Below are 14,736 nucleotides of genomic sequence, written 5' to 3'. Positions count from 1 at the left end.
TTACCTGTAACCCTAAACAATAGATTTAATTATCAAATGTAAACCAAAGACCAATAAAAAATCAGGACAAATGCTAAAACAACAAACAATGAAATGGCGAGAAAGATTGGGTTTAACAAGTATGGATGACGCCGGACAGACTCATTGATAGGAGAATCATACTCCCCTTGGACTGCCCTTTGTTTCCTGCCAACTGAAAGCGTGTAAAAGACAGAGAATAAAATGATTGCTGCCGCAAAAATGATTAAAATTACCATAGTCTGTAACCTCCTGCCACTGTTTTATGGTGGCTCTGGAATCACAGATTTATTCAAGTTTTATAGCAAAGAATCGCTTTCATAGAGATAAGAGTAGGAAAGGTCGATAAACAGGTAACAATTGTTTTCCAATGGATAGGAAAAGGTCCTTATTGTTTCTCCTGTTTCGATATCACTGTATAAATCCGAAAGAATCCCTCTTTGTTCATATCTCATTCGAATTATGTTTTCCAAAAAATACGGGCGCCAGCTCCAATTCTTCTCCATATATTCATGCTTGACCTCCCAAACGCCGTTATTTTGCCATACATTGGGGGATCTTTGAAATCCTTCCTCGTCACAGATGTACAGCCTGAAGCACACTTTTGACAGTGATTCTCCTAGTGCAAGGAGAAGCTTTTCAAATGTATCGAGCTTCTTATATTTTTGGAGGAGCATTTGCATGCCTTCATTCATTTTTACAGTTTTTTGATAGACGGCTTCAAGCCTATTTTTTTCGTACGAAATGAAGCTGCGGCCTTCCGTTTTTAGTTTATCGCGCAAATGATTTCTGTCTATGAGCCCAGCGGCAGGTTTAGCGAGATAAAACCCCTGATAATAACGGCCTCCGTTCTTCCAAGCAAAGCGAAGCTGATAATTCTGCTCAATGCTTTCAAACAGAAGGCTGGCACCGATTTTCCGCGCAAGCATGCCTAATGAAAACAGGACGACCTGATGTGAGTCTGTACCCGTTCTCCGCAGCTGCTCGAGATTGACCTTCAGTATATTCGGGGATATTTGGGCAATCCGGTCAAGATGGCTTTCCTCACCTAAATGGTCCACCGCAATCTTTATCCCGTAAGTCCGATAATAAGCCAAGAGATGCTGAAGCTGCTCCATTATTTCCGGAGAATCGGTATCGGACAATTCAAGGACAATCCGGTGAAGGTCTTCGGGGCCAAGATATTTTTTTAAAATATCAAGAAGTATATCTCCATCGTTCAATACCAGCAGATCGGGGTCACGATTAATGAATATCATATAGTCCGTTTCGCCATGATCAGCGAATTGAGAAAGTGCTTTTTCAAGTAAATAATTGTCCACTTCAATCCTGAATTCCTCAGGGATGGTGGAATCTTTAAAGAAAGGTCCCAGGCTGATGTATTGAGATTCATGCAGGAACCGGCCCAAGATTTCATAACCGATTACCCTATGCTCATCCGCACTGAAAATCGGCTGATAAAAAGGCTGCACCTGGTCTAGATTTGTCAAGATTTCCATAGCGTCCATCGATAGTATCCCCCCTGGCAGAAAACTTTGCTGCGTGCAAAAATCATAAGTTATTACCAAAATTATATCATTAGAACAACCAGCCAATAAACATAATTTGCGGCGAAAAAATCCAGGTGGCCAAATGGATCATATAAGGTCTGTGCAAACGGGGAAATATGACTCAATTTCTTTCTTAATAACCGGGAATATGTAAAAAAAGCCTGCTCCTCCATTCATATTGTATGACTCGCTTGAATCGTATCAATAAGAATGAGCAACAGGCTTTTTATAGTTCTGTGATCGGTATGGCAATGGTACGCTGCGTTCTGGCGGCAGGCTGCCGTTTACAGTGGTCGTCAAAGCAAATGTAGTTTTCAGGTATTCAATAAAAATCGAGAAACATCAGCCATTAAAAGGAAAGAAAATCGGTATTGTAAAGATCATAATGACCCCAATAAAGATTTGCAAAAGAATCCCAATCAAAGCAAAATCTCGGTATCGATACTCAGCCGCAGTCATGACCAGAGCATTGGTCGGTGAAGCGACCGGTGTAGAGAAAGCCATGCTTGCTGCCACCGCTATGCAGATCAAGAATGGATAAGGACTCAGCTGCAAGCTCATGGCAGCCGCAAACGCAACCGGGGCTATAATGATTGCCGTGGCAGCATTGGAAATAAATTGTCCTAGTGCCATGGTCAGTAAATAGAATCCAATCAGCAGCCCATATGGACCGAATTGCCATAGCGCACTGATCAGGGCTTCACTGACAAGCTGGGTACCGCCTGTTTTCTCCATCGCTTCAGAAAGAGGGAGCATGGCTGCAATCAGCACAACTGATTCCCAGTTGATCTGCCCGTAGGCTTCCTCCATGGAACGCACACAGCCTGACACGATCATCAGAAAAGCTGCGGTAAGAATGGACAAAACCGGTGGAATCACATTCAATGACAGAAGAATGAGCATGACACCCACAATCCCTGCTGCAAGCTTTGCTTTTCCGGCAGGATAGGTGTTAACCGGCTCTACTTCTGATGTACTTCCTATAACGATAACATCCTGCAGGTCAGCAGAAATCCGTGCGATGTTCTCCCATTCACCATGAACCAGCAGTGCATCTCCCGGCCTTAATTGTTCGGTCCCCACATCTGCCTGGATGTATTCACCCTTGCGGTTGATGGCCAGAACGCTGCATTGATATTTTTCCCTAAAATGGACATCCCGCAATGTCTGGTTTTCAAAATCTGAGTGAGGAACGATCAAAATTTCCGTTAAACCAAATTCGCTGCTTAAGAAGTGCTGTTCCACCCTGTCTGCGCTGAATTTCAGCAGTTCTAATTCATAGTCTGCTGCCAGCCGCTTTACTGAGTCTTCCTCGCCAAAAACAAGGATGACATCATCAGGATGAAGCACTTCATCAGCCTTTGCAGAAATGGTTTCTTCTCCATTCCGAAGTATTTCAATCACGGTTATCTCATACCTGACCGGCAATAGAAGGTCTGACAGCCTATCCCCTACGATATTCGAATCCCCAGGTATGGTGACGAAATGAAGGCGGTCATAAACCTTGTACATTCCCGCAAGTTCGGATGGGGATAATTCCTTCTCGCTGTTGTTTGCGACAACCTTATCATCCGGCAAAAGCCTTCTACCGGCTGTAAGCATGAAGAGGAGTCCCGCAGCCAAAATGGCCAAGCCTATTGGTGTAAAGTCCCAAAAAGATAATCGTTCAAAATCATTGGATTCCAGCAGATTGCTGACAATCATGTTGGAGGGTGTTGATATAAGTGTCAGCACTCCCCCCAGACTGCTTGCGTACGCAAGCGGGAGCAGAAATCGGGAAGGACTTTCCTGCTGTTTCAGTGCCATGCTCATCACAAGCGGCAATAACACGGCAACAGTCCCGGTACTGCTTAATAGCCCACTAAATACGGAAGCGGTCAGCATCACGATTAAGAATAGCTTAATTTCGCTTCCGCCTGATAATTCAAGAAGGCGGTTCCCTAGTTTTTCTGCCAAACCCGAGTTGAAAACCCCTGCGCCTACCACGAATAAACCCGCAATCATGATGACAACAGGATTGGAAAAGCCGGACAATGCCTCATTAGGCGTAAGTATTTGACCCAGGCTTAGCGCAAGGAGCGCAGTCAGCGAAATCAGGTCCGACCTTATTTTACCTTGGACAAAAAGAGCCGTGGCAGTGACAAGTATGATAAAAGTAAATAGCATTTGCATTTGCTGAGTCATTCTGTACCCCCGAATAGATGTTGAACCATAAAGAACATCGTTTTATTTTTATATCAACAATGTTCTGTCATATAGCAAAACCAGGAAAAATAAAATAAGTCTATTAATGTTTATTTAATGTTTATTGTTTGTTAGTATGAGAAGTAATGTTTACGAAAAGATAGGTTGATTATAATGAATAAAAAAATGAACAGACGATCTTTCCTCAAAAAAGCCCTCGGGTCCCTTTTTACTGTCACAGGCGCAGGTCTGGGCGGCAAATATTATATTAATAAAATTGAGCCAGGCTGGCTCGAAATCAATCATTTATCGTTTAGCAGCAAGGCAGTCCCCAAAGGATTTGATGGTGTAAAAATTGTCCAATTCAGCGATACTCATCTCGGCTTTCAATTCCAGCTGCAGGATCTAAAAGAAATCATCCATGTCATTAATTCGCTGGACCCTGACTTGATCATGTTTACAGGTGACCTTATGGATAAACCGGATCAATACACCGGCTACGATGAAATCATCCCGGTCATGAAGGAATGCAAAGCCAGGCTCGGCAAATTCTGCATATTCGGAAACCATGATCATGGCGGCTATGGATCTGAGCTTTACAGCAGGATCATGAGTAAATCCGGCTTTATCCTTCTAAGGAACTCAAATAGAAAGATCCAATTGCTCGGTGGAGATGAAATATATATATCCGGACTGGATGAACCCATGCTCGGCAGCCCTGATATAGATAAGGCATTGCAGGGTATTCCCCGCAATCATTTAGCGGTTATGCTTTCGCATGCCCCTGACACTGCTGTCACTACGTCAAAATACGATGTACAGCTTCAACTGAGCGGCCACAGCCATGGAGGCCAGGTCCAGATCCCCTTTTTCGGAGCCCTTGTAACTCCGCCATACTCCGAGATTTATCGGGAAGGAACTTATGACGTGGGAGAGTTAAAACTGCATGTTAATAGAGGTTTAGGCACAACGCGCCTTCCCTATCGTTTTTTATCAAGGCCCGAACTTACTGTTATTAGGCTGCAGTCTGAATCATAGCATACTTTGACGAAATTTGTGTGAGTCAAATATCATTTTTATTTATTTTCTACTTGTGATTATGTATAAATTATAGCATTAGTAGCTTACCGAAAAAAACTTCTTTTATTTTCCTTATTCTATATGCTTTTTGCGATTAGCCACGTTTCAATTGCCTGCTTTCTGGAAGCAGGTTTTTTCATTGAAATTAATGAGCCAAATCAGTCAGACTGTTAAGTTTCATTAATTGCTTCGGTACAAAAATTCAATATTCAAATACATCATGGACTAATTGCTGGGTCATATCAAGGTTTTCGCAATACCGCATAATTGGTGTTATCTTGACAATTTTATAATATGGACTCTATATCACTGGGTGGTTGATTATTTCACATTCCGGCACCACCCATCCACAATAACAGTAGACCCTCTCGGCTGCAGTTAAACGAGCTTCCTGGTTTTCCTCAATACCAAAAACACCACAAAAGGGAAATAGAAAACAAATTCAAGGACATTGACTAATCACCGGACAGAGAAAAAATGCATGTAGAGGAATCGCGGAATTTTGATGCATCTGATGCGCACAGACATTGGCGATTTCAACCGGAGCGCCCAGATGCCGCAAAGTTCCTTACTTCTTTTATCGTAAATATACATGTTGAATTTAATAGCGTTTTTTAAATAAGGCAGCAAAGATAGGACGGGAGTTAGTTGATATACAAGAATAATACAGTTAAAGGGCTTATAAAAAACAGCATAAAGGACTTATGCTGTAAGGAAGTGGTAAGAGATGTTAATGGTTACTGCCTGTTACAAAAAAAGCGTTTCGATTTCTTTAGCTGGAAGAGGCCGGCTGTAAAGATATCCTTGTGCTTTTTTGCATTTATTTGCCTTTAGATATTCCGCCTGTTCACCGGTTTCAACACCCTCCGCAATCACCTCCAAATCCAGGCTGTGTGCAAGATGGATGATTGTTGTGGTGATGGCAGCCCCCTTCTGGTCTGTCAGGATTTCCCTTATGAAAGATTGGTCAATCTTTAAAGTATCAAGTGGCAATTGTTTTAAATAGTTCAAGGAAGAATACCCTGTGCCAAAGTCGTCCACCGAAATGGTAAGGCCCATTTGCTTCATATCCTTCAGGATTTTTATTGTTTCTCCCGCATCCTGCATCGCCCCTTCTGTGATCTCGATTTCCAGATTGGAAGGGCATATGGAATTTGCCTGTATGGAACGCAGGATTATTTCACAAAGGTTGGGCTGCAAAAACTGCTTTGGAGATAGATTGATCCCTATTTTAATATCAGGGACTCCTCTTTCCTTCCAGACCCTGATCTGCCTGCACACTTCTTCAATCAGCCATTCTCCTATCGGAATGATTAAGCCAGTATCCTCTGCAAGGGGGATAAATTCGCCGGGATGGACAAACCCAAGAACTGGATTATCCCATCTGATCAATGCTTCAAAACTGCAGACCTGGTTGGAATTGAGGTCAACCTGCGGCTGATAAAAAACAGCCAGCTCGCCATTTTCTACTGCCCTTCTTAAATGGGATTCCATCGCAACCATGCCTGGGACGTGGACATTCATTTCCTTATTGTAAAATTGATGGTGCGCTTTTCCCCTTGCCTTTACCTGGTAAAGGGCAGCATCAGCTCGCCTGATCAATAACTCGCTCTCATTGCCATCATGCGGATAAGTGCTGATCCCGATGCTTGGTGTTATAAAGTAATCCAGCAGCATCAGCTGAAAGGATGGATGGAACGTTTTAAATATTTCAGCCGCGAAATCATTGGCGGTCTTGCCGTCCCCTTTCTTGAGCAGAATGTTGAACTCGTCCCCGCCCTGGCGGTAGACATTATATTCGTACCCTTCCAGGGACAGGAGGCGTTCAGCCACTTTTTTAAGCATGAGGTCTCCTGCTTCATGGCCGAGAGTGTCATTTAAGTATTTAAATCTGTCCAGGTCAATGCTAAAAAGCGAAAACTCTTTTTTACAGCTTTCATTTTTAAATATCTCAATTTTGATATCCCTTATAAGTGCCGTCCGGTTATACAGCCCTGTCAACTGGTCATGGTATGCCATATAGCTGATCTTTTCCATATTGACTGTCTGTTCCGTGATGTCGCGCATAATGACATACACACCATTTATCTCACCATGTATCACAATTGGAATGGTTTTCAGATGGACCCTCAAAAGCCTTCCTTTTTTGTGGATAAACCGGCAATGCTGGCATTCCTTTGAATAACCATCCATTGTTTCCTTAAATCTCCGTTGAAAGTGCGGTACATCTTCATCCTCAAGTAAATGAAAGATGGAACGACCTGTCAGCTGCTTTTGAGTATAGCCTATTATTTGATAAGAAGCCGGATTAGCTGACAGAATGACTCCCTTTTGATCCAGCGAAAAGATGGCATCAAGGTTGTGGTCAATGACAGATTTATATCGATGCTGGCTTTCTATCATTCTCTTCTTTTCCTGTACTGCAGCAGTCATGTCTCTGGTAACGCTTACAATATACCTGACAACTCCTTGTTCATCGCGCACTGCATTAAGGACTGTCTCACCAAACAGCTTGGTACCATTATGTATAATCTCATCTCTGTAGGAAATGTCCTCTTCACGGCCAAAGACCCTGCTGTATTGCCGGTAAATCTGCCTGGAAAGCTTTTTGGGCAGAACATCTTCAACAAGTTCCCCAATGAATCCCTGGCTTAGGCCAGCGTGTTTCAGGGCTGTCTCATTAGCAAACAAATAGCGAAACCTTCGTCCTTCTTCGACTTTTACAATAATTAAAAAATCTCTGACATGCTTAAAGATAATATCGATAATAAATTTTTCCATGCCCTCGCTCTTTTGAAATTGCTGCAGCTCTGTTTTTAAAAGGATTTTCGCTTGTTCCATTTTTTTCACCCTAACATAATGAACTCCCTCTTAGCGATCACTTTTCCTGACACGAAGTTTGTCGGACCCTTATATCCACATTTACATAAATTAGAAAAATTGTCGAAATTTATCATTTGTTATTATTATAAAAGAAACTATGGGAATTGTGAAACTATTTCGAGTATGAATGCTACCTATACAAAAGCACTTGGAATATCCCCTGCTATTCTCCTGTTTTAGCTGAAGGGAATACGGATCTGCTGCTGTATGGGGACAGAAACATGTTATATGTCACGCCTTTCCAAAATGGCGGCATTAACCCCAGGCGTTTGACCCCAGATATGGACATTAAACCCAACATAACATGATAAATTAGCTTCTGGATTGGCTGGCCTTGCGAAAGGGACGATTATGTCCGGGCCAATGCAGCCTATGTTTTCCTTCTGCCCGGGACATGGTATAATATATAATACACGGCACAAAGTTGGAGAGGAGACTTAAAATGGATCACCGCACAAACCGCAACAGTACCAGCAGCATGTCCCCTTCTGTTACTTCGGTTGTCCAAGCCATATTCGTCGTAAACAAGCATGCCAAAACCGCATTGGACCCTAAATATCTCTATCATCTGAAACGCACTTCGATCAACAAATTACTTCAGGAAGGCAAGGCTAAAAAGCTTGGTCTGCATTTTTCTGATAATCCAAGAAATTCAGCCCAGCAATCTGATTTAATCATTCAATGTGAAGAGTATATTTTTCATCTGCCCCCATCAAAGGAAGATTTGAAAAACCTACCTCATTTAGGCAGCCGGACTGCCTCTGCACGAAATCCGAAGGCTTCCCTTTCATTGTCAAAAGCAAAGCAGATCCTTCAGACTTATACCGGCATCAAGGAGGAAAAAGAGACCGAGAACGCCCCCCGGAATACCCGCCGTAAGCGAATGCATGATAAATCGTTCCACAATAACTTCCCTTCCACATTTCTTGGAAAAGGATTTAAATGGTAGGAATGCACGGTTGGCAAGGCTGCTGATAATGGTTGATTGAGGCGTCAAAAATCTTTCGCGGTATCGTGTTACTGTCATCTAACCGCAGCTGCAATTACACCTTGCAGTGATAAAAAAACCGATTCAGCCAGGAAGACAGCTTTGAACCGGTTTTTCGTCTTTATAAAATATGTTCGTCTACTAGCTTAATCAGCTCAGCGATCTCAGGCTTGCTGACCTGGGCATCCGCACCCACAACTTGTCCTTTATGGCGCAAATCATCCGTTATTAATGAAGAAAAAATGATAACAGGCAATCCTCCCAATTCTGCACTTTCCTTGACCCTTCTAGTAAAATGATGGCCGTCCATCTGGGGCATTTCCAAATCGGTAATAATGATTTGAACTTCTTCCTCAACGGATTTTCCGGCAGCGGCCATTGACTCCAGATATTCAAGGGCATCCTTGCCGTTTTCAAAAAACTCCAAATTGTGATATCCTGCTTCAGTCAATGTATCATGAAGGAGCTTTCTTAAGAGCGGTGAATCTTCTGCGACAACAAGCCGCTTATTTGACCTTTCCCTGGATCCAAGTTTCTTGACCTGTTGGATATTGATACCAGTTTCCGGATTGATTTCCACCACAATTTTCTCGAAATCCAACAGCAGCAGCATTTCGCCATTAAGCTTGATCACTCCTATAATTTGGCTTTCAAGCCCCTGGTACATTCCGGAAGGCTTTTCAATTTGTTTCCAGGATATCCGATGTATCTGAGTCACACTATGTACATGGAATACGATTTTTTGTTTATTAAATTCAGCAACAATGAATTTGTCCTGTGCAGGGGTTTGGGAAGCTGGGAATCCCAAGGTCTTTGCCACATCGACGACCGGGAGCACTTCCCCCCTTAATTCAATAATACCCTCTACGTTTGGGTGGGCATGCGGTACAATGGTGATCGCAACCGGATTGATAATCTCTTTCACCTTTATCACATTTATGCCAAATTTGTTTTTCCCGATACCAAACTCTACTATTTCAAGCTCATTCGTTCCGCTTTCAAGCAAGATTCCTTTACTTTGTTCCATATTGTTCGCCCTTCCTGTCCTAAATGACTGGCAGCAGCCTAATACTACCCTAATCTTCTGGACTGTCAAATAATGAATGAACCAAGATTGTATTGATTCTTATATTCATATTTTCGGATTTTTTCACTTTTTTTTAATAGGGCTGGTTAAGGTTTATCCATCCAAGAGAAAAAGTGTGTCAGCAATATGAACAGATGTTTACTGTGATTCTTTTGGAACTTCCTTCATATCATCTATTTGCTTGGACTTTGCTCCAAGCTAATTTCATAACAGGATGCCGGCAAATCAAATCCATTAATAGACTACAAAAAATGAAAGAGGAACCATGCAAATGCATGGTCCCTATTCAATTAGGCCGTTTGCTCATCAAGATTTACAGCTGGACCGAAAAATTCAAAATGTATCTTTTCTTCAGGCACACCCAATGATTTCAGGCTGGTGATCACGAAGCGCAAGAATGGAACAGGTCCGCAAATATAATAATCCGCACTGACATCCCCAACTGTTTGTTTAATAAATTCTGCATCCACGAACCCCTGCTTGCCGAAGTCCTCATCATTTCTGTCTTCTTCGGTCGGATTGTCATAAACAAAGGTTAACTGATAGTTTGCTAATCTATCTTTTAATCCCTTCAATTCTGGCTTGAATGCCTGGTGTCGGCCGTCCCTTGAAGCCTGGATAAAATAGGTCTCACGCTCTGGCTGCTGTTCGGCAACACTTTGGACCATACTCATGAACGGCGTGACACCAACACCGCCGGCAATGAATACTACAGGAGTTTGCTCCTTCAAGTTTAATGTGAATTGGCCCGCCGGAGCTGTAAGATCAATCGTATCCCCAACCTTTACTCTATCGTGAAGGAAATTGGTAACCTTTCCGTTCGGTACATCTCCCTCAGCCTCACGCTTGACAGAGATTCTTAACGCTTCTTTGCCGGAAGCATTGGACAAGCTGTATTGGCGATTAAATAGGTACTTCTCTCCCGGAATGCTTACACGGACTGTCACATATTGCCCCGGCTCGAAAACCGGAACGGCTGAACCATCAGCCGGCTGTAGGTAGAAGGATGTAATAACATCGCTTTCCTGAATCTTATCTACCACTGTGAATTCTTTGAATTCCTCAAATCCGCCGGGCTTTGCAGCAGCGTCAGCATACATTTGATGTTCAATATCAATGAACGCCTGAGCAATCACACCATAGGCTTCTGCCCAGGCATTGATGATTTCATCCGTTGCCGCATCCCCCAATACTTGTTTAATCGCGCCAAGCAAATTTTCTCCTACGATTGGATAATGTTCTGCCTTGATGCCTAAGCTGCGGTGTTTGTGGGCAATTAATGTAACGGCCGGTATGATTGCTTCCAGCTGATCTATATATTTTGCAGCAGCAAGCACTGTATTCGCCAGCGCTGTTTGCTGACGTCCTTTCTGTTGGTTTACATGGTTGAATATGTTTAATAGCTCGGGATGTTTTTCAAATAGATTTTTATAAAATACGGTAGTAATTTCAACACCGTGCACTTCCAGGACGGGAACAGTAGATTTAATAATTTCAATTGTTTTTGCATTCAGCATATGTAATACCTCTTTCAAAAAGATATATTTTAAATACATCTTTATATTAAGAGTGAGGTTGATAAAAAGCAATATTTCAAATACATGTTTTTATTGCCGGAGTTGCAATGTTTAAAATTTGTTCACAACCATGTTATGATAGAGTTGTATAAAATAGAGTTTGAAGGAGTTGCCATGAGATTAACCAACTATTCCGATTACTCACTTCGTGTTTTAATATATTTGGCTTCCCAGGACAGGGAACAGCTTTCCAATATTAAGGACATTGCTGAAGCCTACGATATATCGAAGAACCATCTGATGAAAATCATATACAATCTTGGCAAATTAGGTTATATCGAAACTATTAGAGGGAGAAATGGCGGGTTTCGCCTTGCCATGGACCCAGCCCGGATTAACCTGGGAGAAGTGATCCGCAAGACCGAAGAGGACTTTTACCTTGTCGACTGCTTCCAGGACGAAAAAAACTGTCTCATCACATCCGCATGTTCTCTGAAACATGTTCTTGCATCTGCGATGGAGGCTTTCTTCCAGGTGCTGGATCGCTTTTCACTTGAAGATGTGGCTGCAAACAATGTCTTGCTGAAGGAACTGTTCCGCATGAAACAACTGGACGTAACAGAACCAGTAAAACCTGTATAATGACATAAAAAAGGGCTCCTGTTTTAAATGGAGCCCTCTTTCTTATCATTTATTTTGCTGTTTTCAGCTTTTCTTTCGTCTTCTTTGCAGGCTAACCCGGAGCCAGCCTTTTTTGACAAAAATCGCAAACATACACAATCCTACCGCTGCCATTCCAGCAAGCACGGCAGGATAGCCGTATCGCCAATGAAGCTCCGGCATATGCTCGAAGTTCATGCCATACACGCCGGCTATAAAAGTCAGCGGCATAAAGATCGTGGTAATGACGGTCAGTGTCATCATGACTTTATTCATATTATTGGAGTTAAGCGATAAATAACTGTCCCTAATATCAGATGAGAATTCCCTGTGTGACTCAATCATCTCTGACAGCTTAAGAAGATGATCATGGACATCATTGAAGTAAAGCTGCTGCTCCAGCAGATATTGAAGACGGTCAGAATGAGTGATGCGATACAGCAAATCCCTCATAGGGAGAATCGTCCTGCGAATCCCGGATAGAACTTCGCGCATATCAAACAGCTGGTCCATCAATTCACTGATAGTTTTGTTGGCAGTATTATCCTCAATATTGTCTAGTTCGTCTTCGATTTTATAAAGGACGGGGAAATATTCATCCACAAGCTTATCAATAATCAGATGCATCAGGAAAAAAGGGCCTTTACGGAGACTCAGGCTTTTTTCCACCTGGTCCCATATCCATTCAAGCTCTTCAATCGGCTTTTTATAAAAGGTGACAAGGAATTTTTTGCTCACGAACATATCCAGTTCAACGGCACATAACTCTGCCTTATGGATGGAATGAAGTACAAGGAACTGGTATCCATCATAGAAGTCGATTTTGGGCCTCTGGTTAAAATCGTCCATAGCATCCTCGATTGCAAGAGGATGAAAGGAAAACGATGTGGATAGCGTAGAAATCTCCTCCGCGCTCGGCTGGTAATAGTCCGCCCAAATCCATATATAATCATCCATATGTTTTACCAGCTCTTCTACAGGAACATTTACAATCAATTCCTCGTCTTTTCTGACAGCATAAGTACGAATCATAAGAAACCCTTTCATCAATGTTCAATTATTGCATGACTTTTGTTAGAATGTTGAATTAAAGCAATTAACAACATTATATCGCTAACACATCGTTATTTAAAGCGACATCCCTTGATGGCTATCACATATATCAATGGATGAGTTCAGGAGGAAATTCAATGGAACATCTAGTGAATCCACGAGTTAAGGAGTTACAAATTTCAGGAATACGCAAATTTTATAATTTGGTTGCTGATAAGAAGGATACCGTTTCTCTGACAATCGGCCAGCCGGATTTTCCGACGCCGCCGCATATAAAAGAAGCGGCCAAAACAGCGATTGACGAAGATTTTACTGTGTATACACATAATGCCGGTTTTCTGGAACTGAGGGAAGCCGCAGCGAAATACGTCTCCCAAAAATACGGACTTGATTATGACGCAAATGAGGAAATTATCGTTACGGTCGGCGGGAGTGAAGCGATCGATGTCACCTTCCGCACTTTATTGACTGAAGGAACGGAGGTCATCCTGCCCGGACCTGTATATCCCGGCTATGACCCAATCATCAAGATGTGCGGAGCAAAGCCGATATTCGCTGATACCACTCAAAATGGCTTCCGTCTTACCAGAGACATAATTGAAAAGTACATAACTGAAAATACCCGCTGCATCGTACTGCCCTACCCTTCCAATCCGACCGGCGTCACGCTGACGGCTGCTGAGCTGGAGGATATAGCAGATTTAGTAAGAGGAAAAGATATTTTTGTACTGGCGGATGAAATTTACAGTGAACTCGTTTTCGACCAAAATCATACATCGATCGCTTCCTTTTTAAAGGAACAAACTATTGTAATTAATGGATTATCCAAATCTCATTCAATGACAGGCTGGAGGATTGGATTCATATTTGCTCCTGCTGTTGTTTCGCGCCATATTTTGAAGGTGCATCAATACAATGTAGCCTGTGCATCATCCGTTTCGCAAAAAGCGGCACTTGCCGCGCTCACCGATGGATTTAATGACGCTCTTCCGATGAAAGAGGAATACTCAAAACGACGGGACTATGTGTATAACCGCTTGACCGGCATGACTCTGGATGTAGTAAAGCCAGACGGAGCCTTTTACTTTTTCATCAAAATTCCTGATGGATATGGAAGCTCACTGGACTTTTGCTTAAAGCTTGTGGAGGAAGCTGGTGTGGCAGTCGTACCGGGAGATGCTTTTTCTCCGGTTGGGGAAGGTTATTTCCGGTTATCATACGCCTATTCACAGGACACACTGCGCGAGGCACTGGACAGGATGGAAAAGTTTTTTAAGTAAGTGATAAAGCACATGGCGCATTTAGCTGTGTGCTTTTTCCGTCTGGGGCATGCCGCAGGCGGGTTAAGGTGTATTAAGGTTCGAATATGCAGTCGATATGGCCGTAAAACAGGACTTCAATTAAGATACCTATTGCTTCGTTAGAGAACATTTGATCGAGCACTGGTCGATCAAATCATAATAGGACTTCAATCATAAAATAGGGAGTTCGAGCATAAATTATGGATTTCGAGCATATATTGGTGAGTTTCGAGCATAAATTATGGATTTCGAGCATAAATGTGGTGTTTCGTTCGTAAAACTCATTTAAAATGCTGCCCAGGCATTCGATTTTTCCCATTATGAATCTAAAGCAGATCTTTTTTGGTCTTTTCCAGGCAATCCAGTGACGATCTTATCGTTTTTTCTGATGATTCTATTACATGTATTTGAACGA

General features: G+C 42.4%; 11 protein-coding genes. 4 read left to right on the top strand and 7 right to left on the bottom strand.

Annotated elements, in window-relative coordinates:
- Positions 1–32: 32 nt before the first annotated feature.
- The 3 genes from V1500_RS09110 to V1500_RS09100 all read right to left on the bottom strand — a co-directional run bounded on the left by V1500_RS09110 (position 33) and on the right by V1500_RS09100 (position 3,752).
- The gene (locus tag V1500_RS09110; RefSeq protein WP_409305244.1) at positions 33–257 is read right to left on the bottom strand and encodes a hypothetical protein; all 225 of its coding nucleotides are present in this window, start codon (positions 255–257) and stop codon (positions 33–35) included.
- 60 nt (positions 258–317) lie between these two features.
- Positions 318–1,526 carry an EAL-associated domain-containing protein gene (locus V1500_RS09105; protein ID WP_409305243.1) on the bottom strand — a complete coding sequence of 403 codons (1,209 nt, stop codon included), beginning with the start codon at positions 1,524–1,526 and terminating at the stop codon, positions 318–320.
- A 384-nt stretch (positions 1,527–1,910) separates the two neighbouring features.
- A complete protein-coding gene (locus tag V1500_RS09100) occupies positions 1,911–3,752 on the bottom strand; it encodes an SLC13 family permease (protein ID WP_409305242.1) in 1,842 nt (613 codons plus the stop codon).
- Between the two features lie 174 nt (positions 3,753–3,926).
- Between V1500_RS09100 and V1500_RS09095 the strand changes: the two genes are divergently transcribed.
- The gene (locus tag V1500_RS09095) at positions 3,927–4,790 is read left to right on the top strand and encodes a metallophosphoesterase (RefSeq protein ID WP_409305241.1); all 864 of its coding nucleotides are present in this window, start codon (positions 3,927–3,929) and stop codon (positions 4,788–4,790) included.
- 789 nt (positions 4,791–5,579) lie between these two features.
- Here V1500_RS09095 and V1500_RS09090 read toward each other — a convergent pair.
- Positions 5,580–7,673 carry an EAL domain-containing protein gene (locus V1500_RS09090; RefSeq protein WP_409305240.1) on the bottom strand — a complete coding sequence of 698 codons (2,094 nt, stop codon included), beginning with the start codon at positions 7,671–7,673 and terminating at the stop codon, positions 5,580–5,582.
- Between the two features lie 484 nt (positions 7,674–8,157).
- Between V1500_RS09090 and V1500_RS09085 the strand changes: the two genes are divergently transcribed.
- The gene (locus V1500_RS09085) at positions 8,158–8,664 is read left to right on the top strand and encodes a YkyB family protein (protein WP_409305239.1); all 507 of its coding nucleotides are present in this window, start codon (positions 8,158–8,160) and stop codon (positions 8,662–8,664) included.
- 160 nt (positions 8,665–8,824) lie between these two features.
- On the opposite strand, the gene V1500_RS09080 is transcribed toward V1500_RS09085, so the two are convergent.
- Positions 8,825–9,730, bottom strand: coding sequence for a chemotaxis protein (locus V1500_RS09080; protein ID WP_409305238.1), 906 nt, complete (start codon positions 9,728–9,730; stop codon positions 8,825–8,827).
- A 350-nt stretch (positions 9,731–10,080) separates the two neighbouring features.
- The gene (gene hmpA, locus V1500_RS09075; protein ID WP_409305237.1) at positions 10,081–11,307 is read right to left on the bottom strand and encodes an NO-inducible flavohemoprotein; all 1,227 of its coding nucleotides are present in this window, start codon (positions 11,305–11,307) and stop codon (positions 10,081–10,083) included.
- Between the two features lie 174 nt (positions 11,308–11,481).
- Here hmpA and V1500_RS09070 point away from each other — a divergent pair, with 174 nt between their 5' ends.
- The gene (locus tag V1500_RS09070) at positions 11,482–11,949 is read left to right on the top strand and encodes an RrF2 family transcriptional regulator (protein WP_409305235.1); all 468 of its coding nucleotides are present in this window, start codon (positions 11,482–11,484) and stop codon (positions 11,947–11,949) included.
- A 63-nt stretch (positions 11,950–12,012) separates the two neighbouring features.
- Here V1500_RS09070 and corA read toward each other — a convergent pair whose 3' ends face one another.
- Complete coding sequence (corA, locus tag V1500_RS09065) at positions 12,013–12,999, bottom strand: magnesium/cobalt transporter CorA (RefSeq protein ID WP_409305233.1); 987 nt, start codon at positions 12,997–12,999, stop codon at positions 12,013–12,015.
- 158 nt (positions 13,000–13,157) lie between these two features.
- Here corA and V1500_RS09060 point away from each other — a divergent pair, with 158 nt between their 5' ends.
- Positions 13,158–14,300 (top strand): aminotransferase A, encoded by a 1,143-nt coding sequence (locus V1500_RS09060; RefSeq protein ID WP_409305231.1) that lies wholly within the window; start codon positions 13,158–13,160, stop codon positions 14,298–14,300.
- The last annotated feature ends 436 nt before the right edge of the window (positions 14,301–14,736 follow it).

It is taken from the genome of Peribacillus sedimenti, assembly GCF_046237635.1.
GTDB classification, from domain to species: domain Bacteria; phylum Bacillota; class Bacilli; order Bacillales; family DSM-1321; genus Peribacillus; species Peribacillus sedimenti.
The sequence above is the reverse complement of the archived record's forward strand: the minus strand, read 5'-3'. Positions and strand labels throughout refer to the sequence as shown.

Coding starts and splice junctions, on each gene's coding strand:
- V1500_RS09095 (WP_409305241.1), top strand. CDS start 3,927: ATGAATAAAAAAATGAACAGACGATCTTTCCTCAAAAAAGCCCTCGGG.
- V1500_RS09100 (WP_409305242.1), bottom strand. CDS start 3,752: ATGACTCAGCAAATGCAAATGCTATTTACTTTTATCATACTTGTCACT.
- corA (WP_409305233.1), bottom strand. CDS start 12,999: ATGATTCGTACTTATGCTGTCAGAAAAGACGAGGAATTGATTGTAAAT.
- V1500_RS09060 (WP_409305231.1), top strand. CDS start 13,158: ATGGAACATCTAGTGAATCCACGAGTTAAGGAGTTACAAATTTCAGGA.
- V1500_RS09080 (WP_409305238.1), bottom strand. CDS start 9,730: ATGGAACAAAGTAAAGGAATCTTGCTTGAAAGCGGAACGAATGAGCTT.
- V1500_RS09110 (WP_409305244.1), bottom strand. CDS start 257: ATGGTAATTTTAATCATTTTTGCGGCAGCAATCATTTTATTCTCTGTC.
- hmpA (WP_409305237.1), bottom strand. CDS start 11,307: ATGCTGAATGCAAAAACAATTGAAATTATTAAATCTACTGTTCCCGTC.
- V1500_RS09070 (WP_409305235.1), top strand. CDS start 11,482: ATGAGATTAACCAACTATTCCGATTACTCACTTCGTGTTTTAATATAT.
- V1500_RS09085 (WP_409305239.1), top strand. CDS start 8,158: ATGGATCACCGCACAAACCGCAACAGTACCAGCAGCATGTCCCCTTCT.
- V1500_RS09090 (WP_409305240.1), bottom strand. CDS start 7,673: ATGGAACAAGCGAAAATCCTTTTAAAAACAGAGCTGCAGCAATTTCAA.
- V1500_RS09105 (WP_409305243.1), bottom strand. CDS start 1,526: ATGGACGCTATGGAAATCTTGACAAATCTAGACCAGGTGCAGCCTTTT.